Raw genomic sequence first — 19,015 nt, 5'->3', positions numbered from 1 at the left:
CCGCGTTTCCTGTCTCTATAAATTAACAAAAACCTACTACGCCCCGCCGGCTGTGCAAGTCAAAGTTTAGCCCAAAGGCAAATTCATACTGCTTTGCGCTAAGGCTACTGCAGCAATTGGGCAGCTTTGGGGCAAAGGTTAATAAATTTTGCGCTGCTTGGCCTTATGCTCATAGGGGTTGTCGCCCGAGCGGAAGTATAGCCGGATGGGCGTGCCGGGCATGTCGAAATGCTCGCGCAACCCGTTGACCAGATAGCGTTCGTAAGACTCCGGCAGCTTTTCGGGGACCGAGGCAAAAACCACAAAGGTGGGGGGGCGGGTTTTGGCCTGGGTCATATAGCGCAGCTTGATACGGCGGCCCGAGGGCGCGGGCGGCGGATGCGCCTCGGTTGCGGCCATCAGCCAGCGGTTTAGCCTTGCTGTGGAAATACGGGTGTTCCAGGTGGCATGGGCCTTCAGAATGGCGGCATGAAGCCGATCAAGCCCCTGCCCCGTTGCCGCAGAAATCGTCACCAGCGGGGCGCCGCGCAGCTGCGGCAAAAGCCGCGCAAATGTTTCGCGCAGCTCCATCATCTTGCCCGACTTTTCAGCCTCCAGATCCCATTTGTTCACGGCGATGATCACCGCGCGCCCCTCACGCTCGGCCAGATCGGCCAGTCGCAGGTCTTGCTGTTCAAACGGGATCTGCACATCGAGCAGCACAATCACCACTTCGGCAAATTTCACGGCGCGCACACCGTCGGACACAGAAAGCTTTTCAAGCCTGTCCTGCACCTTGGCACGCTTGCGCATTCCGGCCGTGTCAAAAATCCGGAAATCGCGGCCCGCCCAATGGGTTGTCACGGCGATGGAATCGCGGGTAATCCCCGCCTCTGGCCCGGTCAGCAGCCGGTCTTCGCCCAGAATCTTGTTGATGAGGGTTGATTTGCCTGCATTCGGCCGGCCCATAACGGCAATCTGGATGGGGCGATCGTCGGGGATGTCTTCGGCATTGCCCTCTTCATCGACCGTATTGTCTATGGCGGGCAACTCATCTTTTTCTGCGGCGGTTTCGGCCAGTTCGGCGGCAATCGGCTCAAGCAGGCGCAGCAAATCCTCCATCCCCTCGCCATGTTCGCCGGAAAGCTGCACGGGCGTGCCAAGCCCAAGGCTGAACGCATCGTAAAACCCGACCTCGCCCGCCTTGCCCTCGGCCTTGTTGGCGGCCACAATCACATTCCTGGCGCGTTTGCGCAGAATTTCGGCAAGCTCTACATCGAACGGGGTCACGCCAGCGCGCGCATCGATCATGAACAGGCAGATATCGGCCATGTCCACGGCGCGCTCGGTCAGCTTGCGCATCCGGCCCTGCAAACTGTCATCGGTCGCGGCTTCAAGGCCAGCCGTGTCGATCACCGTAAAGCGCAAGGGGCCGATACGGCCCGCGCCTTCGCGCAGGTCGCGTGTAACGCCGGGCTGGTCATCGACCAGCGCAAGCCGGCGGCCAACCAGCCGGTTGAACAGCGTTGATTTACCCACATTGGGGCGACCAACCAGTGCCAGTTTGAAATGCGCCATGATTTGCCTTTGCTTGCCAAGGCGCGCTGATAGCGGGTTTTGAACCTATTGGAAAGCGTTCAACGTGCCATTGCGCCCAAGAACATACAAAACGCCCTGTGCCACAACAGGCGCGGTGGCCGCACCGCCGGGAATAGCAACGCTATGCACCTGTGCGCCCGATTGCGGGTCGAACCCGCGCAGCTGGCCATCGGCCCCGGCAACCCACAGCACACCACCCGCAATGACCGGGCCGAAATGGGCAATAAAGCCACGCCGGCGGTCGGGGTTGTTCCATTTCGGAAGCTGCACCGCCCAAAGGGCTGCGCCATTGCTGGCATTCAGCCGCACCAGACGGGCATCATCGGTGACCATGAACAGCGCACCACCCAGCACGGCGGGCGAGGACATGGCGCCAATCGGCTGGCTCCACAGCTTGCCACCGCCTTGCAGGCTAAGCGCTGCGGTTTCGCCATTCTGGTTGGAGATGAAAATGCGGCCATTGGCAATGACCGGCCCGCCGGTGAAATCGCCCAGCACGCTGCGCGATTCCGAGGGCGCGCCCGCATTCACTGTGGTCGCCCAACGGCCCTGCCCATTGGTTGCCGCGCCAATGACCTGCCCGGTTGAATAGGGCAGCGCCACAACGCCGCCCGCCACGGCCGGGGCGGCGGCGGCCAGCGTATAGGGCGCACCGGCGGTCGGGCCCTGCAAGGTCCATTCCAGCGCGCCGTTCAGGCTGAGCGCATAGGCTTTCTCGGCGCGGGTCATCACATAAATGCGGTTATCGGCAATTGTGGGGGCGGCGCGCAAAGGTGCATCAAGGTCATAACGCCACAGCACATCGCCGCTGGTGGTGCCAAGCGCAACGACCTGCCCAAAGCCGGTGGTGGCAATAAGCCGCTCACCGGCCACGGCAAGCCCGCCGCCGAACCCGTCACCCGGATTGTCGGCAATGGGGGTGATGTTGTTTTCCCACAACAGAACACCGCCGGGGCCAAAGGCCCGCACAAGTGATTCTGTATCCATCGTGTAAACCACGCCGCCGGCGACAACCGGCGCGCTGGTCAGCCGTGTGCGACGGCTGTCGCCCCGGCCAATATCAACGCTGTAGCGCAGGCTTGGCGTGGCGGAAAGCGCCAGATGCGGCATTTGGTGGGTGGCATTGCCCCCGCCTTGCGCCCAGTCGGCATTGCTGACAGGCGCACCAAGTGCCACGCCAGCACTGGCATTCTGCACCTGAATATCGGCATTGGGGCGGATGGACAGCCGCTCGCCCGGCAAAATCACATCGCGCTTGCCGCAGCCTGAAACGGCGGTGACGGCGATCAATGCAGCTACTAGAAATCCGGATTTAGTTTTGACCATGCCTGCAACGCCAGATCGGCGCACCCTCAATTACCTGTTTATAACCGGGGCGAAAGCGACCGCCCCTTTTTAACCATTGTTAGCAGCATCAAGACTGCCACCCAAGGCAATTGTCAACTCTTGCGCGCGCTGACGCAAGGCATCGCTTGCATCGGCGGCATTGACAATTTCGGCCAGCGTGGTGATTGCGGCATCGGTTTCGCCCTTGCGCACATAATGCAACGCGCGTTGCTCCAGCGCCAGCAGCCGGAATGGCGCGCCCGGCGTGGCAAGCGCGTCGAGCGCGGCCAGAACGTCGGTATCGGGCATATTGGCGGCGTCGAGCATCAGCAATTTCAGCAAGGCAAGATCGCGATAGATGCCGGGCACGTCATTGCTGGTGGAAATGCCTGAAAGAATGGCTTTGGCGCCTTCGGCATCATCAGCCCCGGCCAGAATGGCGGCCTGCTGGAGCTGTGCAATCACCGCCGTGTCGGAATTGCTGTTGGCCAGATCGTTCAGCAAAGCGGCATCGCCCGCCTCGTTCGCCGCCTGCAAGGCGCGGCCCGCAGCTTCGGATTGGGCAATCCGGTTGGCTTTGGAATATTCGTTCCAGGCCGCACCGCCGACAATGGCAACCACCAGAACAACGAGAATCCAGCCATATTTCTTGTAGACCTTGAACAGCCGGTCGCGCCGAACCTCTTCGCTGACTTCGTCGATAAATGAATCTGTGTTGCTCACCTAGCACTCCTGCCTAACTTTGGGTTGCCCCGCCTGTTTGCCTGGCGGGATTACCCCTGTTGAGCCGCGGGGTTCACCCTGCCCGGCCAAGCGTGCGATGCATACTATTTTGGCACGCAAATGCAAAGACCATTTCGCGCCGTGCCGTTATTGGGCGGCGGTGGCGGTCAAATCCCCATCTTCTTCGGACTGCTGGCGCAGCCACATGCGGGCATAGCGTGCGTTCAGCGCCAAAAGCGTTTCATGGGTGCCACGCTCGGCAACCTGACCGCCATCCAGCACGATAATTTCATCGGCATGGGAAATGGTTGAAAGCCGGTGCGCGATGGTAATGACCGTGCGCCCCTGCCCCATTGCGCGCAGACTTTCCAGAATGTCGGATTCCGTATCGCTATCCAGCGCCGATGTCGCCTCGTCCAGCAGCAAGATCGGCGGGTTTTTCAGCAAGGTGCGGGCAATGCCCACGCGCTGCTTTTCACCACCGGAAAGTTTCAGGCCGCGTTCGCCCACTTGCGTTTCATAGCCATGCGGCAGGCTGGCAATAAAGTCATGGATCTGCGCAGCCTTGGCGGCCTCTTCCACCTCGGCCTGGCTGGCACCGTGGCGGCCATAGGCAATGTTATAGCCGATCGTGTCGTTGAACAGCACCGTATCTTGCGGCACGACGCCAATCTGGGCGCGCAGGCTGGTCTGGGCGATGCTGCGCACATCCTGCCCGTCAACCAGCAATCCGCCCTTGGTGACATCGTAAAAGCGAAACAGCAACCGCCCGATGGTTGACTTGCCCGCGCCCGATGGCCCGACCACGGCCAGCGTTTGGCCCGGCGCGACGGTAAAGCTGACCCCGTGCAGCACCTCGCGATTGGCATCATAGCCGAAATGGACATCGTCAAACTCGATCTTGCCGGCGCTCACCTTCAAATCGGGCGCATTCGGCGCATCGGCCACCTCGGCGGGTTGTTCGAGCAGGTCGAACATTTCGCCCATATCGACCAGCGCCTGCCGGATTTCACGATAGACCGTGCCCAGAAAGTTGAGCGGCATGACGAGCTGCACCATATAGGCGTTTACGCCCACAAACTCGCCCACTGTCAACGTGCCGTTCTGCACGCCAAGCGCGGCCATGATCATGACTGCGCTCAGCCCGATGGTAATCAGGAACGACTGGCCGAAATTCAGAAAAGCAAGTGAAAGGCCGGTCGAGACGGCGGCCTTCTCATAGCCTTCCATCGAATTGTCATAGCGCCCGGCCTCACGCGCTTCGGCGTTGAAATACTTGACCGTTTCATAGTTCAAAAGCGCATCTATCGCTTTTTGGTTGGCATCCTGATCACGCTCATTCATGCGGCGGCGGATCGCCACGCGCCATTCGGTAACGGCAAAGGTAAACCAGACATAAAGCGCAATGGTGACGGCGACCACCAGCATATACCAGACATTGAACACCACCAGCAGGATGACACCCACCATCAGCAGTTCCAGCACCAGTGGCCCCATCGAGAACAGCAGGAAGCGCAGCAGAAAATCCACCCCTTTCACACCGCGTTCGATAATCCGGCTCAGCGCGCCGGTTTTGCGCGAAATATGGTAGCGCAGCGAAAGCGCGTGCATATGCTGAAAGGTTTCCAGCGCCAGACGCCGCAGCGCGCGCTGGCCGACGCGGGCAAAAACCGCATCGCGCAGCTGGTTGAACCCGACAGCGGCCACCCGCATGAACCCGTAAGCCACAACCAGGCCTATCGCGCCGATCGCCAGCAAAAAACCACCCTCGCTTGCCGCCCCATCGGGCGCCAGCGCATCGACCGCAGCCATAAAAAACAGCGGGGTGGCAACCGTGGCCAGCTTGGCAACCAACAAGGCCGCCATTGCCAGAACCACGCGCCGTTTTACCCATAGCTGACCTTTTGGCCAAAGATAGGGCACGACCTTGCGCATGATTTGCAGGCCCGAATAGGCTTTGACAGGGGCTGGCTTTTGCATGGCTATCCTTTGGCTGGGCCATAGTCCTAGCCCAGGCGCGCAGCAAAGACCAGCCGGATTAACGGCTCAGGGCAGCACCGGAATCGCGAAAACCTGCCCGGGATAAATCAGGTCCGGATCACGAATGGACTCGGAATTTGCCGCGAATATCTGCGTATACAGCAGCCCTTCGCCATAGGCCTGACTGGCCATCAGCCACAGCGTGTTGCCGGGCTGCACAATCACCTGCCCGCCCGCCTGTGCGGCCATCGCCTGTGCGGCGGCGGCTTCGGGGGTTTCGCGCTGGAACGGGCTTTCAACGCGGCTGGTCACAGCGCCGCTTGCGTCGATCTCGTCAATCCGCAGCCTGTAAACACCGGCATCCAGCCCCGGCACATCCAGCCGCCACTGGCCGGTTTCACCGACCACGGTTTCGCCGATCAGCGCATCATTGGCATAGGCACGGATGGCGGTGCCGGGTTGCGCGCGCCCGTTCAGCACCACCGCGCCCACGGTCGAATAGCTGATCGTATCAAGGCTGACCGCGTCCACCTCGCCCACAAAGGGCTGCACAAGCTCTACCGTTTCAGGGCTGGTGCGCACAAGGGCGGGGGTGGTATCGGCGGCATTGGCGGGGGCGGGCAGCACGATGAATTCTTCAGCCCCGGCCACGCTGGCCTGTTCGGGCAAGACCGATTCAAGCTGCAAGGCTTGCGGGGCTTCGCTGGCGGGGGCATTGATGATGGCGACAAACTGGCCATTGTCATCCACGCGCGCTTCGGCGATTGGCACACCGCCAAGCCGCACGGTTACGGTGGAACCGGGGGCCGCGCGCCCCGCGACAACGATTCCGCCATTGGCATCGATGCGCACGACATCAAAGCGCGGCACGGTGCCATCGGATGCCGAGCCGCTGATCCGGACATCGTTACTTTCGGTTGCGGCTGGCGGAATTTCGGCCTGCGGCAGGGTGCTTAGCGCGGGGGCGCTGCTTGTAGCAATCTCGGGCGAATCCGCGCCCTGCGGGGCGACGGGGGCGTTGCCCGTGCCAAAACGCGGCGCGGTCGTGTCAATACGCGCCACAACCTCCGGCGCGGGCGCGGTGATTTCTCCGGCAACCGCCGTCGCCACAGCTTCAGCCTGAAGTGTCACTTCCGCTGCTGGCTCATCCGGTGCTGTTTCCACGGTGGCAGTGGCTGGCGCCACGGGCCCGGCACCCCCTGGCACTTCGGCTGGAGGCGTTGCAGGGGTTTCAGCCACCACCATTTCTGTTGCATCGGTTTCAGCAACGGCAGGCTCAACCGTGGTTTGCGCCGCTGCGGGTTCAGTTTCATCCGGCGCTTGCGCTGCGGTTTCGGACGCATTGGCGGCTACAGTCTCACCGCCGACAACCTCTGATGCCGTGCCGCTCACCCCGGTATTTTCTGCCGGGGTTTCTTCGGCAACCGCTTCCTGCTCTGGCGCGGCTTCAGCGGTGCTTTCGGTGTTTGGCGCTGGCATCTCAACCGCTTGGCTGCCCGCATCTGCCACGGCAACTTCGGGCACCGCGCTTTCAGCCCCGATCTGTGCAGCAGGTGTTTGCTTTGACCAATACACATAGCCAGCAACAGCCGCACCCAAAAGGATCAGAATAATCCAAACCAACGGGCTGCGCCGTTTTGCCTGTTGCTCTGTCATTTTCTACCCTGAATTCGGAACCTTACCCCCTTTCAATAGCAGAGCGATCCTGCCAAATAAACACGAGATATAGCGATTTTATTGCCGCCATTCGCGCAACGGCCATGCGCTTCAGTTGATCGGCACAGTCGGCGATTTGGCCACGCGCTTGCGCTCGGTGCGCCAGTTATCCCAGGTATAAAGCGCCAGCCCGCCCCAGATCAGCGGAAAGGCGATGCTGTGCCACAGCGTGACAGGCTCGGCAAAAACCAGCGCCGCAACGGCAAATTGCAGCGTGGGGTTGAGATATTGCACAAGGCCAACGCTGGTCAATGTCAGCCTGCGCGCCGCATAGGAAAACAGCACAAGCGGCCCGCCGGTCATGATGCCCGAAAAGGCCAATAGCAGGCTGTCTTGCCAATTGGTGCCAAAAACGCCCGCGCTGCGCCCCACCAGCGACCAGTCATCCAGATAGGCGCCCAGCAGCCAGACAATCGCCAGAGGCGCCAGCAGCATGGTTTCAAAAAACACGCTGATCACCGGGCCAAGGTCGAGCTGTTTTTTGATCATCCCATAGGCGCCAAAGGTGGTGGCCAGCATCAGCGCCATCCACGGGGCGGCACCCAGCCCGAGGGTCAGCACCAGCACGGCCACAGCGGCAATGCCAATCGCAAGCGCTTGTTTTGTGCGGAACCTTTCGCCAAACACGAAATAGCCGATGGCAACCGACACTAGCGGAAAAATGTAATAGCCAAGGCTGGCTTCAAGCGCCCAACCCATCTGGATCGACAGGATAAAGCCGCCCCAGTTAATGGCGATCACCACGGCGGCCACGGCCAGCCGCGCAAGGCTTCTGCGGTCGGCAAATGTGGCGCGCACCTGTGCGCTGCGGCCCTGCACCAGCAGAACCGTGCCAAAGAAAACCGCGCTCCACAGGGTGCGGTGGCTCAGCACCTCCAATGGCGGCACATGCGCGATGGTCTTGTAATATATCCCGGACAGACCCCAAACCGAACAGGCGCAGACCAGCGCGAATACCGCGCGCGTTGTTGGCGTTATCAGGGGCATAGTGAACTTTCACAAAAAAGGGCCGCCAGAACGGGCGGCCCTTTTGATGCTATAGCCGGGTTTCAGGCATTGGCCAAGCGCGCGGCCACATTTTCCCAGTTGACCAGATTGTCAAGGAAGTTGGTCAGATAGGCGGGGCGTTTGTTGCGAAAATCGATGTAGTAGGAATGTTCCCACACATCGCAACCCAGCAGCGCGGTCTGCCCGAAGCATAGCGGGTTTACGCCGTTTTCGGTCTTTGTGACCTTCAGGCCACCGTCCTTGTCTTTCACAAGCCATGCCCAGCCCGAGCCGAACTGGCCAGCACCGGCGGCGGAAAAATCATCCTTGAATTTCTGGACGGAGCCAAAGCTTGCAACAAGCTCGCGCTCCAGATCGCCCGGCATCGAGGATGCGCCCGGCCCCATCATTTCCCAAAACTGGTTATGGTTCCACAACTGGCTGATATTGTTGAAAATACCGTTCTGCGCCACCGAGGTGGCGTTATAGGTGCCAATGATGATGTCTTCGAGCGATTTGCCCTCCCATTCGGTGCCGGCAATCAGCTTGTTGCCGTTGTCGACATAGGCCTTGTGGTGCAGATCGTGGTGATATTCCAGCGTTTCGGCGCTCATGCCTTTGGAGGCAAGCGCGTCATGGGCATAGGGCAGATCGGGGAGTGAAAAAGCCATCGGATGTTCCTTTCGTTAAACGCGACTCGTCGGTCGGCTTACGTTCAAGATAGGGTTGCGGCAGGCGCTTGCAACCATCAATCGCCAGATTCGGGCGGATTAGGCTGGCCAACGGGCAAAACCGCCAGCGCCACACGCCGCGCCTCGGCCAAAAGCACGTTATAGGTGCGCAATGCGGCGGGCGTGGCCATCGGGTCGGCCCACAGGTCGTGCTTGGTGAGCAGCGCGCGGAATGCGGGCGGAAAGGGTGCTACATCGGCGCCCGTGCCCACCAGCAGCACATCGACCTGCCCTGCCAGTGCGACAATCGGGTCCAGATCATCCCACCCGCCCCAGGGCATGGCGGATGTCGGGCTGATGATCATCGGGCCGTGGTGTATATGGCCGGTGACACGGAAAAAGCCGGGGCCGTAACCTTCCACCTGCATTCCGTTTTCAAAATTCTGCGTATTCAGCTTCATCAGCGCGCCCCATCAAATACGGGCAGGCCCGATATGGCCGCCACGGCAATCAGACCATAGGCGACGGTGCAAAACAACCGCGCCTGTTCCGGGCGAAACAGGGTTTGGCCCAGCACCGCGCCAATGGCCAGTGGAATTGCGCAGATCAGGCCAAGCGCAATGTCGTTGATGCCAATCAGGCCGCGCAGCCAGAATGTGGCGATCAGCACGACATCGGTCGAGAACAGGAACAGCAGGCTGACCCCGCGAATTTCCGCAATCGCGCGCCGCCCCGAAAGGTAAAACAAAATGACGATCGGCCCCGGCAGGCCGGCAAGCCCACCCAAAAAGCCAGCAGCAAAGCCAATGGCCAGCACCAGCCGCGCGGTCGGCCGGCCCTCATAGCGCCAGCCGCTGGCCAGCACGGCAAGCAGGGTCAGGCTTGTGGCGGACACACCCCATCGAAAGGCGACAGGGTCGAGCGCGGTCAGCGCCAGCGTGCCAAGCGGAATGCCAATGAGCCCACCCAGCACCAGCCGCCCAAGCTCGGCCCGATCGACAGCCCGCCACGCGCGCCGCAACAGCGGCGCCGGGCCAAAAATATCCATGACGACAAGTGCCGCGATGGCGGAGACCGGTGTCAGAAACAGGCTGGCGACGGGGATAAACACCATTGCCGTGCCAAAGCCCGTAAAGCCGCGCACCAGCCCGCCAACAAATGCCGCACCAAGCAGCCAGACCAGCCCCGGAAAGAACAGGGACTGGTATAGCGTTTCAATCATGCATCAATATCGGCAAATTGCGTGCCTGCATTCGGGTCGGGCTTGGACCAGTCGCGTTTTACATCGAGCCAAAGCACAATATTCGAGGCCACGAAGACCGAGGAATAGGTGCCCACGACAATGCCCCAGATCATTGCAAAAGTGAAACCGCGCACCACATCGCCGCCAAGGAAATAGAGCGCAAAGAGCGCCAGCAGCGTGGTTACAGCGGTCATGACCGTGCGTGACAGGGTTTCGTTGATGGCAAGGTCGAGCAGCTCTTTCAGGTCCATCGTCTTGAACTTGCGCAGGTTTTCGCGCACACGGTCAAACACCACCACCGTATCGTTCAGCGAATAGCCGACAATGGTCAGCAAGGCCGCGATGATCGACAGGTTGAACTCCAACCCGATCAGCGAAAACACCCCGATGGTCAGAATCACGTCATGCACGAGTGCGGCTACGGCACCCACGGAAAACTGCCATTCAAACCGCAGCCAGACGTAGAACAGCACGGCGACAACCGAGATCAGCACGGCGATTATGCCGCTTTGAATAAGCTCGCCCGAAACCTTGCCGCTGACCGCATCGGTTTGCAGGTAGATCAGCCCGTCAAAATTCGCATCCAGCGTTTGCTTGATCAACAGCACCGCCGCGTTCTGCTGTGCCTCGTCATCGCCCTGCTGCTCGACCCGCACCATGTATTCGTGGCTTGACGTGGCCGTGACCGCGGTCGACGGGTCAAACACTTCGGTGACGTTGATATCGCCAAGCCCAAGTGGTGACAGCACATCGCGCAGCGCGCCAACGCCGCTGTCAACCGGGCTTTCGATGCGCATCATCGTGCCGCCGCGAAAGTCGATACCGTAATTCAAGCCGTTGGACAGGAAAATGATGATCGAAGCGATCACCGCCACAACAGACGCCCCGAACGTTACCTTGGCGTATTTGAAAAACTTGATATGGGTTTCGTCCTTGACCAGCTTTAGCCGCATCTTGGCACCTTTATATGGTAAGAGTTTTGGGCCGGCGCCAGTTGAGCCAGCTTGAGATGATCAGCCGCGTCAGCCAGATTGCCGTAAAGACCGAGGTGACAATGCCAAGGCCAAGCGTGATGGCAAAACCACGGATCGGGCCGGAGCCAAAGGCATAAAGCACGATTGCCGCGATCAGCGTGGTCAGGTTGCCGTCGATGATTGCGCTCAGCGCCTTGGCATAGCCTTCTTCCATTGCGCGATACGGGTTACGCCCGGCGCGCAGCTCTTCGCGCACACGCTCGAATATCAGCACATTGGCATCTACCGCCATACCCATTGTCAGCACGATACCCGCAATGCCGGGCAAGGTAAGCGTGCCACCAATGGCCGAAAGCAGCCCGAAGATCATCGCGACGTTCATGAACAGGGCGATATTGGCGATCAGGCCGAACATGCCATAAGACAGAACCATGAATACCGCCACACCGGCAAAGCCGACAAGCGCGGCAATTTTACCGGCCTGCACGGAATCGGCACCCAGTTCCGGGCCGACGGTGCGTTGTTCCATGACCTTCAACTCGGCGGGCAAGGCCCCGGCGCGCAGCAAGATGGACAGGCGCGTGGTTTCTTCCAGCGTGAAATTGCCGGTTATCTGCCCAGCCCCGCCCGAAATATGCGCCTGAATGACCGGGGCTGAAACGACCTGGCCATCCAGCACGATTGCAAAGGGCTGGCCAATGTTTTCGGCGGTGAACTGTCCGAACAGCCGCGCGCCGGTCACGTTGAAATTGAAGCTGACCGACGGGCGGCCGTTCTGGTCAAACGCCGCCTGGGCATTTGTAAGCTGGTCGCCGCCCACAACCGGGGTTTGCGCAACGATGTAATACACGCCCTCTTCATCCTGGCTGGGCAACAGCAGGTTGCCGGCGCCGGGGTTTGTATTGGCATCGCGGGTGATCGGCCCTGTCACCGCATTGAAGGTGAGCTTGGCGGTCTTGCCCAGCAGCGCCAGCAATTCTTCGGCCGAACCGATGCCCGGCACCTGAATGAGAATGCGGTTAGACCCCTGGCGCTGGATGGTCGGCTCGCGCGTGCCCGCCTCGTCGATACGGCGGCGCACAATCTCAAGCGATTGCTCCATCGTGCGCTCATCGGTCGCCAGCCGCTCGGCATCCGACAGGGTGATCACAAGTTCGTCAAGCTGCGATGTCACCTCAAAGTCACGCGAGCCGGCACCCGACAGCGAAACCACGGGCGAGGTCAGCGCATAGACGGTTTCAATGGCCAGCGGAATTTGTTCTGCATTTTCAATGCGAATGCGCAGCTCGTTGGGGTTGTCATACTGGCGGCGGATGCTGCCAAGCGCGTCGCGCTGCTCGCGCAGGGCGCGCAAAGCCTCTGTCCAGAAACTGTCCAGACGCTCGGCATAAATATCCTCGACCGCGACTTCCACCAGCAAATGCGCCCCGCCGCGCAGATCCAGCCCCAAATTCACCACATCCGAGGGCAGGAATTGTGGCCAGGCATCGCGCGCGGCTATGCGTTCAGGGGTTGCGGGCAGTCCGGCTTCAAGCTCGGCCACCGCATCGTTGGAAGATTCCGCAATGGAGTAATAGACATTGGGCGCAGCCGCCAGCAACCCCCAGGCGCAGATCAGCAGAATAACGGTTTTCTTCCACAGCGAGAATTGCAGCATTACGTATCCTCTGGCGCAGCGCGCCGACAGTCAGATTGGCTTAACCTTTGACGGCGGGTTCGGGCTTGGCCAGAACCTGCACGATGGTCGAGCGCACAACGCGCACTTTCACGCCGGTGGCAATCTCCACCTCAAGCTCGGCATCGTCTTCCTTGACCTTGGTCACGCGGGCGTAAATGCCACCCTGGGTGATAACCTTGTCACCCACGCGCAGGGCGGCAACCATTGCACGGTGCTGCTTCATCTTCTTTTGCTGGGGGCGGATCATCAGAAAATACATGATGCCGAAAATCAGAATAATGGGCATAAGGCTGCCAAATCCGGCAACGGCGCTCGATCCGGCGGCCTGGGCATAGGCGGGGGTTACAAACATTTCACGTCCTTTAACTGGGTGGCGCGGCTGCGCCCATACGGGGAATTGCCCCAAATTCGTCGCGGCGGACCCTAAAGCGGCGCGCCATCATTGGCAAGCCAAGTCAGCATCTAATTACGCGCTTGCCCGCATCAAGCCCGCCGCGCCCAATTTTCAACCCGGCACCAGCACAAGCAGCACAATGCCGCCGGCAATCAGCGTAATGCCGGCCATTTCAAGCCTTGTGATGCGTTCACGAAAGAACAGCCACGAGGCCAGCACCGAAAACACCAGTTCCACCTGCCCCACCGCCTTGACATAGGCCGCGTGTTGCAGCGTGAAGGCAATGAACCAGCCGAACGAGCCGAGCATCCCCGCAATGCCCACCCAAATGGCAATGCGCCACACGCCCAGCACAGCCCGCATTTGCCCCGGCTCGCGCAAGGCCAGCCACAACGCCATGATCAGCGTTTGAAACGCGGTAACGAAAGCCAGCGTCAGCGCCGCGCGAATCAGATAGCCGCCGCCCTCAAGCGAAAGCGAAGCGCCGCGATAACCGATAGAGGCAAGCGCAAACAGCCCGCCAGAGGAAATGCCGATAAGCGCCGGTGCCCCAAACAGGCCAGCCCGCAAATTGCCAATGCGCGGCAGGCCCGACATCAGCACAACGCCCGCCAGCGTGACAAGTATGGCAAGCAGGGCCAGCAGCCCCATGCCTTCGCCCAGAATAACCGCCGAAAGCGCAACCGTGGCAATGGTTTCGGTTTTGGAATAGGCAATGCCCACGGCGAAATTGCGCAATGAGAACAGTGCAACCAGCAGGGCCGTTGCAACAATCTGCGCCACACCGCCAATACTGGCATAAAGGAAGAAGGCGGGTGTCATCCCCGGCATGGAATAGCCACCAAACCACACCAGCCCGGCAACAAGCGCAGCCGCAAAGGGTGCCGCGAAAATGAAGCGCGAAAACGTCACACCCAGCGTGCTGAGCCGCGATTTGAGCGATTTTTGCAGCACAAAGCGCAGGTTCTGCAAAAACGCCGCCGCAAGCGACGCGATGATCCAAACGCTCATGAGCTACCTGTTAAAAAGAAAACCGCCCCGTAGGGTGCGCATTCATTGCGCACCTTTGGAGCGGTAAGGAAGGTGCGTTATGCTTTCAATGCAACTTCGAGCTTGTCCAAACCCTCATCCAGCACTTCCATTGGCATGGTGATCGGCGCCAGAATGCGGATTGTGTTGGCGTAATAGCCGCAAGACAGCAGGATCAGCCCCGCATCAAAAGCAGCCGCCGTAACCGCTTTGGTGGCATCGGCATCGGGCTCGTTGCCGCCGCGTTCCTTCACAAGTTCAAAGGCTACCATCGCCCCCAGGCCGCGCACATCGCCAATGGGGCGCAAGCTGTTGGACGTTTTGAAACGGTTGATGCGCTTGACCATATGCGCGCCAATCTCGTTGGCCCGCTCGCACAGCTTTTCTTCGGCAATGACATCCAGCACGGCCAGCGCGGCAGCACAGGAAATCGGGTTGCCCGCATAGGTGCCACCCAGCCCGCCCGGCTCGGCGGCATCCATGATCTCGGCCTTGCCGATCACACCGGAAATCGGGAAACCACCGCCAAGCGCCTTGGCGACGGGAATAAGGTCTGGCTCGATGTCATAATGCTCGATGGCAAACACCTTGCCGGTGCGCGCAAAGCCGGTTTGCACCTCGTCCGCGACAAGGCAAATACCGTGCTGGTCGCAAATTTCGCGCAGCTTTTTCATGAAGGGTTTCGGGGTCTGGTAAAACCCGCCCTCGCCCTGCACCGGTTCGATCACAATCGCGGCCACATCCTGTGGCGGGCAATCGGCCTTGAACACATGCATCAGCGCCCTGAGCGCATCTTCCTCGCTTACACCATGATGCGCGATCGGGAAGGGCACATGATAGACATAGGGCGCCGGCGGCATTCCGGGTGTGCGGTAAGGCGCGGCCTTGCCGGTCATCGTCACGGTCAGCATGGTGCGGCCATGAAACGCGCCGGTAAAGGTGACAACGCCGGGGCGCTTGGTATGGGCGCGCGCGATTTTTACTGCGTTTTCAGTAGCCTCGGCGCCGGTGGTAAAGAAGATCGACTTCGCATTCCTGATGGGGGCCAGCGCGTTCAGCCGCTCGGCCAGTTCCACATAGCCGGGATAGCCGGTGACCTGAAAGCAGACATGCGCAAACTTTTCAGCCTGTGCGGCGGCCGCAGCCATAACGCGCGGATGGCGATGGCCGGTATTCGTAACCGCAATGCCCGAAGCGAAATCGACATAGCGATGCCCCTCGATATCCCACAATTCGCCATTCTCGGCCTTGTCCAGAAAGATCGGCGCGGCGGTTGCAAGCCCACGTGGTATTGCGGCGTTGCGGCGCGCAACAAAGGATGCGTTATCGGTCATTTTGCCCTCGAAGAAAATTACGGCGCGATGCTAGCTGCGCGGGCTGGCAGGTGCAAGATGCCAAACGCTGCGGGCTATGCGGTGCGCCCAGCACGCGCTAAGCAGGCGGCATGACAACGATTCTGTTCAACAAGCCCTTCAACGTGCTGTCGCAATTCACCGATGGCGGCGCGCGCGCCACCCTGGCCAACTACATCACCCTGCCCGGCGTTTATGCCGCAGGCCGATTGGATCGCGATAGCGAGGGGCTGTTGCTGCTCACCGATGATGGCAAGCTGCAAAACCGCATCGCCAGCCCGAAATTCAAACAGCCCAAAACCTATTTCGCGCAGGTCGAGGGCGTTCCAAGCGCCGAAGCCATTGCAAAGCTTGCAGCAGGCATTGTGTTGAAAGACGGCCCCACCCTGCCCGCCCGCGTGCGCGCCGTGCCGCCACCCACATGGCTATGGCCACGCACTCCACCCATACGCGTGCGCCCGTCCATCCCCGATAGCTGGCTGGAAATCATCATCACCGAGGGGCGCAACCGGCAGGTGCGCCGCATGACCGCCGCCATCGGCCACCCCACGCTGCGGCTGATCCGTTTTGCGATTGGCGCGTGGACACTCGACGGGCTCCAAAACGGCGAATGGCGGCAGGTATGACCCCGCCGCCATTCAAGCTGTGGTACCCGAGGCCGGACTCGAACCGGCACACCCGCAAGGGCGGCGGATTTTGAATCCGCTGCGTCTACCATTCCGCCACTCGGGCAACGCAGGGGTCATTTAACCCCGCTTTGGCGCGCCGTCAATCGCTTAGCTTGCCATATCCGAAACGTTCCGCCCAAGGCTCCAGCAGCGGCAGAATTCCGGCCATTGGCTTGGCATAATGCTTCCAGCGCTGCTGGGCATCCTTGTAGAGCGGCTTCACCACCTGATTGTAGCTTGGCGTGCGAATGCGCCCGCGCTCCAGCGCCGTCTGGCGGTAATTTTCCATGTTTTCATCCCAGTCAAGCCCCAGCAGCTTCAGCACCGGGGTCAGCGTGGTCTGCATGTCATCGACCAGATCCTCATAGCGGCTTTCAACGAAATTATCGCCAATCAGCGGCAAACTGGCCTCCCATATCCGCATGGCCAGATCGTAGAATTGCGCGGCGGTTGAAAGCTTGTTCATCACCGCCATTGCCTGGTTCTGATCGAAGGCCTGCATATAGTTGGACAGCACGGAATCGGCCGGGTGGCGCAGGGTCAGAATGAAGCGCGCATTCGGGAAGATCCGGCAAATCACCGGCACATGCAAAATATTCAGCGGCAGTTTGTCGATAATGATCTTGCCGTGCCCGCTTATGCCTTTGCGCAAGGATGTCAGGTAAACATTCCGCAACTTCTCGGCTTGCTTCGCGGTCATGTTTATCAAGGCTTCGTTGCGGTTCTCGTTCACCTCGCCAAGCGCGCGCATCATGTCACGCACGGCTGGGCCTTCTTCGACAACCTCGATATCCGGGTGGCTGCGCAAGATCGTATCCAGCAAGGTCGTGCCCGAACGCGGAAACCCGATCAGGAATACGGGGGCAACATCGTCTGGCAGGTCATAGGGTTTCCAGGCATCAAACTGCCGCGCCTCGACATAGCCCAGCGTGCGGCTGATTGTTTTGAAATACCCTTCGGTTTCATAGCCAAGCTCGGCGGCACGTTGCGCCAGAATGGATTTACACTTCTGGAAATATTTGAACGCAGCCGGATAATCGCCCAGCTTGTCGCAGATACGGCCCAAATGCCCGCAGCGGCTGACTTCGATCGAGCGGTTCCTGAACGGTGGCAGATCAAACCGCACGGCCTCCAGTTGCTTGCGCGCCGTCGGCAAGTCACCCTTTCGCTGCGCCAATATGCCTTCAAAATAGCTGACAATCGCATTGCCGGGAATCTGCTTGCGCGCATTTTCCAGCGCGGCTTCAAGCGCATCGCTGTCATTTGTAATTTCAAGCTGCGCCAGCAGGTTGTTATGAGAGGCGGCAGTTTTCGGCAACAGTTCGACAGCCTTGTAATAGGCATCCAGTGCTTTTTGCTGTTCGCCCAAACCATCGTAAATCGCGCCGATTGTGGTATAGGCCTGCCCGAATTTCGGGTTGATGGCAATCGCCTTGAGCAGGGCTTTTTCGGCGCTTTCAAAGTTGCGCGCCCGCTGTTCCAGCATTCCGATATTGCGCCAGACATCGGCATTGTCCGGCTGAAGCCGCGCCACCTTGTGAAACTGTTTGAGCGCCTCTTCCGACTTTTCCTGTTCCGCCAGCGAAATGCCCAGCATCATCTGCACAATCGGCACGCGCGGATATTTCTTGGCCGCCTTGCGCGCCGGGGCTTCGGCTTGCGCGAAGGCGCCGGCTTTCATCATCTTTTCCAGCTGCAAGATATCGGCAGGCACCGATGCCGGTTGTTTGGGCGGTTTCAGGTTCATCAAAGCCTCGACGTGTTGAAAGTGTCACATTGGCCGATCTGGCCGCTGTCATAGCCACGTTGAAACCAGCTTTCGCGCTGCTCCGACGTGCCGTGGGTGAAAGTATGCGGCATGGGCCGACGCCCGGCATTGCGCTGCAACGTGTCATCGCCGATCTGGCGCGCGGCATTCAGCGCCTCGGCCAGATCGCCGGGCTCGACCACACCAAGCCGGGCATCGGCATAATGCGCCCAGATACCGGAATAACAATCGGCCTGCAACTCGATCTGCACCGAAATGCGGTTGGAAGCCGCCTCGCTCGCCTGGCTGCGCATCTGGTTGGCGCGGGGGAGTATGCCAAGCTCGTTCTGCACATGATGGGCAACCTCATGCGCCACCACATAGGCGGCGGCAAAGTCACCACCCGCACCAAGACGGCGGCGCAGAACATCAAAGAATGCCGTGTCGAGATAGGCCATCCGGTCGGGCGGGCAGTAAAACGGGCCGCTGGCCCCGTCGGCACCGCCACAGGCGCTGCGGGTTGCGCCGGAAAACAGCACAAGCTGCGGCGGGCGGTAGACCTCGCCCACCTGTTCGCGAAAGACCTGCGTCCATATCTCTTCGGTATCAGCCAGAACGACGGCCACAAACTGGCCCGCCTCGCGTTCTTCGGCAGAAAGTGGCGCGCTCCTTTGCGTGCTGCTGTCATCCAACGCGCCGCCATCCAGCAGCGGCGAAACATCGACCCCCAGAAAATAGCCGATTATCAGAACCGCAATCAGCCCGACACTGCCAATGCGTTGCGCGGCACCACGGCTGCCCACACGCCGCCCGCCGCCGGGGTTGGCGCGCCGGTCTTGAATGTTGCGCGATGCGCGCCGCCCCTGCCATTTCATCGCCTGTCCTCCGCTTGGGTCTAGATAACCCTTCGCTGACCTGCTTTGCAATCGCACTTGACCGCGGCGCGCAA

General features: G+C 60.4%; 17 protein-coding genes and 1 tRNA gene. 1 reads left to right on the top strand and 17 read right to left on the bottom strand.

The features are described 5' to 3' along the window. Nucleotides 1–138: 138 nt before the first annotated feature. The 14 genes from der to gabT all read right to left on the bottom strand — a co-directional run bounded on the left by der (nt 139) and on the right by gabT (nt 15,633). The gene (gene der / locus LGT41_RS11950; RefSeq protein ID WP_274127108.1) at nt 139–1,557 is read right to left on the bottom strand and encodes a ribosome biogenesis GTPase Der; all 1,419 of its coding nucleotides are present in this window, start codon (nt 1,555–1,557) and stop codon (nt 139–141) included. A 45-nt stretch (nt 1,558–1,602) separates the two neighbouring features. After that, nucleotides 1,603–2,904, bottom strand: coding sequence for an outer membrane protein assembly factor BamB family protein (locus LGT41_RS11945; protein ID WP_274127107.1), 1,302 nt, complete (start codon nt 2,902–2,904; stop codon nt 1,603–1,605). A 69-nt stretch (nt 2,905–2,973) separates the two neighbouring features. Continuing rightward, the gene (locus tag LGT41_RS11940; protein ID WP_274127106.1) at nt 2,974–3,627 is read right to left on the bottom strand and encodes a DUF2659 family protein; all 654 of its coding nucleotides are present in this window, start codon (nt 3,625–3,627) and stop codon (nt 2,974–2,976) included. Nucleotides 3,628–3,774: 147 nt separating this feature from the next. Beyond that, nucleotides 3,775–5,607 (bottom strand): ABCB family ABC transporter ATP-binding protein/permease, encoded by a 1,833-nt coding sequence (locus LGT41_RS11935; RefSeq protein ID WP_274127105.1) that lies wholly within the window; start codon nt 5,605–5,607, stop codon nt 3,775–3,777. Between the two features lie 66 nt (nt 5,608–5,673). Then, on the bottom strand, nt 5,674–7,263 hold the full coding sequence (locus LGT41_RS11930; protein ID WP_274127104.1) for a LysM peptidoglycan-binding domain-containing protein: 1,590 nt from the start codon (nt 7,261–7,263) through the stop codon (nt 5,674–5,676). Nucleotides 7,264–7,374: 111 nt separating this feature from the next. Next, on the bottom strand, nt 7,375–8,310 hold the full coding sequence (gene rarD, locus LGT41_RS11925; RefSeq protein ID WP_337993012.1) for an EamA family transporter RarD: 936 nt from the start codon (nt 8,308–8,310) through the stop codon (nt 7,375–7,377). A gap of 62 nt (nt 8,311–8,372) precedes the next feature. Further along, nucleotides 8,373–8,981: a superoxide dismutase gene (locus LGT41_RS11920; RefSeq protein WP_274127103.1), complete on the bottom strand. Its 609-nt coding sequence runs from the start codon at nt 8,979–8,981 to the stop codon at nt 8,373–8,375. Between the two features lie 77 nt (nt 8,982–9,058). After that, on the bottom strand, nt 9,059–9,442 hold the full coding sequence (locus tag LGT41_RS11915) for an Mth938-like domain-containing protein (protein WP_274127102.1): 384 nt from the start codon (nt 9,440–9,442) through the stop codon (nt 9,059–9,061). Then, nucleotides 9,442–10,203: a sulfite exporter TauE/SafE family protein gene (locus LGT41_RS11910; RefSeq protein ID WP_274127101.1), complete on the bottom strand. Its 762-nt coding sequence runs from the start codon at nt 10,201–10,203 to the stop codon at nt 9,442–9,444. Before LGT41_RS11910 ends, LGT41_RS11915 begins: the two co-directional genes overlap by 1 nt. Continuing rightward, nucleotides 10,200–11,177 (bottom strand): protein translocase subunit SecF, encoded by a 978-nt coding sequence (gene secF, locus LGT41_RS11905; protein WP_274127100.1) that lies wholly within the window; start codon nt 11,175–11,177, stop codon nt 10,200–10,202. Before secF ends, LGT41_RS11910 begins: the two co-directional genes overlap by 4 nt. 10 nt (nt 11,178–11,187) lie before the next feature. Further along, the gene (gene secD / locus LGT41_RS11900; protein WP_274127099.1) at nt 11,188–12,855 is read right to left on the bottom strand and encodes a protein translocase subunit SecD; all 1,668 of its coding nucleotides are present in this window, start codon (nt 12,853–12,855) and stop codon (nt 11,188–11,190) included. A gap of 40 nt (nt 12,856–12,895) precedes the next feature. Next, nucleotides 12,896–13,228 carry a preprotein translocase subunit YajC gene (gene yajC / locus LGT41_RS11895; RefSeq protein ID WP_274127098.1) on the bottom strand — a complete coding sequence of 111 codons (333 nt, stop codon included), beginning with the start codon at nt 13,226–13,228 and terminating at the stop codon, nt 12,896–12,898. 153 nt (nt 13,229–13,381) lie between these two features. Continuing rightward, entirely contained in the window at nt 13,382–14,281 is a 900-nt protein-coding gene (locus LGT41_RS11890; protein WP_274127097.1) for a DMT family transporter, read from the bottom strand. A gap of 77 nt (nt 14,282–14,358) precedes the next feature. Next, the gene (gene gabT / locus LGT41_RS11885; protein ID WP_274127096.1) at nt 14,359–15,633 is read right to left on the bottom strand and encodes a 4-aminobutyrate--2-oxoglutarate transaminase; all 1,275 of its coding nucleotides are present in this window, start codon (nt 15,631–15,633) and stop codon (nt 14,359–14,361) included. Nucleotides 15,634–15,743: 110 nt separating this feature from the next. On the opposite strand from gabT, the gene LGT41_RS11880 reads away from it, so the two are divergent. Then, nucleotides 15,744–16,277, top strand: a complete 534-nt coding sequence (locus LGT41_RS11880) for a pseudouridine synthase (protein WP_274127095.1) — start codon at nt 15,744–15,746, stop codon at nt 16,275–16,277. A 20-nt stretch (nt 16,278–16,297) separates the two neighbouring features. Here the strand turns inward: LGT41_RS11880 and LGT41_RS11875 are convergent. The 3 genes from LGT41_RS11875 to ypfJ all read right to left on the bottom strand — a co-directional run bounded on the left by LGT41_RS11875 (nt 16,298) and on the right by ypfJ (nt 18,941). Then, a tRNA-Leu gene (locus LGT41_RS11875) sits at nt 16,298–16,383 on the bottom strand. A gap of 36 nt (nt 16,384–16,419) precedes the next feature. Further along, nucleotides 16,420–18,066 carry a tetratricopeptide repeat-containing sulfotransferase family protein gene (locus LGT41_RS11870; protein WP_274127094.1) on the bottom strand — a complete coding sequence of 549 codons (1,647 nt, stop codon included), beginning with the start codon at nt 18,064–18,066 and terminating at the stop codon, nt 16,420–16,422. After that, nucleotides 18,066–18,941 (bottom strand): KPN_02809 family neutral zinc metallopeptidase, encoded by an 876-nt coding sequence (gene ypfJ / locus LGT41_RS11865; RefSeq protein ID WP_274127093.1) that lies wholly within the window; start codon nt 18,939–18,941, stop codon nt 18,066–18,068. The genes LGT41_RS11870 and ypfJ overlap by 1 nt, the downstream gene beginning before the upstream one ends. Nucleotides 18,942–19,015 lie beyond the last annotated feature (74 nt).

Source organism: Abyssibius alkaniclasticus, from assembly GCF_020447305.1.
GTDB classification, from domain to species: Bacteria; Pseudomonadota; Alphaproteobacteria; order Rhodobacterales; family Rhodobacteraceae; genus Abyssibius; species Abyssibius alkaniclasticus.
Note: the sequence above shows the minus strand (reverse complement) of the source record. Positions and strands in the feature narration are given on the sequence as shown.

Bases quoted from the DNA above. Each gene is read 5' to 3' on its own strand.
- secF (WP_274127100.1), bottom strand. From the start codon at position 11,177: ATGCGGCTAAAGCTGGTCAAGGACGAAACCCATATCAAGTTTTTCAAA.
- der (WP_274127108.1), bottom strand. From the start codon at position 1,557: ATGGCGCATTTCAAACTGGCACTGGTTGGTCGCCCCAATGTGGGTAAA.
- LGT41_RS11930 (WP_274127104.1), bottom strand. From the start codon at position 7,263: ATGACAGAGCAACAGGCAAAACGGCGCAGCCCGTTGGTTTGGATTATT.
- LGT41_RS11920 (WP_274127103.1), bottom strand. From the start codon at position 8,981: ATGGCTTTTTCACTCCCCGATCTGCCCTATGCCCATGACGCGCTTGCC.
- LGT41_RS11915 (WP_274127102.1), bottom strand. From the start codon at position 9,442: ATGAAGCTGAATACGCAGAATTTTGAAAACGGAATGCAGGTGGAAGGT.
- yajC (WP_274127098.1), bottom strand. From the start codon at position 13,228: ATGTTTGTAACCCCCGCCTATGCCCAGGCCGCCGGATCGAGCGCCGTT.
- LGT41_RS11870 (WP_274127094.1), bottom strand. From the start codon at position 18,066: ATGAACCTGAAACCGCCCAAACAACCGGCATCGGTGCCTGCCGATATC.
- LGT41_RS11935 (WP_274127105.1), bottom strand. From the start codon at position 5,607: ATGCAAAAGCCAGCCCCTGTCAAAGCCTATTCGGGCCTGCAAATCATG.
- LGT41_RS11945 (WP_274127107.1), bottom strand. From the start codon at position 2,904: ATGGTCAAAACTAAATCCGGATTTCTAGTAGCTGCATTGATCGCCGTC.
- gabT (WP_274127096.1), bottom strand. From the start codon at position 15,633: ATGACCGATAACGCATCCTTTGTTGCGCGCCGCAACGCCGCAATACCA.
- rarD (WP_337993012.1), bottom strand. From the start codon at position 8,310: ATGCCCCTGATAACGCCAACAACGCGCGCGGTATTCGCGCTGGTCTGC.
- LGT41_RS11880 (WP_274127095.1), top strand. From the start codon at position 15,744: ATGACAACGATTCTGTTCAACAAGCCCTTCAACGTGCTGTCGCAATTC.
- ypfJ (WP_274127093.1), bottom strand. From the start codon at position 18,941: ATGAAATGGCAGGGGCGGCGCGCATCGCGCAACATTCAAGACCGGCGC.
- LGT41_RS11910 (WP_274127101.1), bottom strand. From the start codon at position 10,203: ATGATTGAAACGCTATACCAGTCCCTGTTCTTTCCGGGGCTGGTCTGG.
- secD (WP_274127099.1), bottom strand. From the start codon at position 12,855: ATGCTGCAATTCTCGCTGTGGAAGAAAACCGTTATTCTGCTGATCTGC.
- LGT41_RS11890 (WP_274127097.1), bottom strand. From the start codon at position 14,281: ATGAGCGTTTGGATCATCGCGTCGCTTGCGGCGGCGTTTTTGCAGAAC.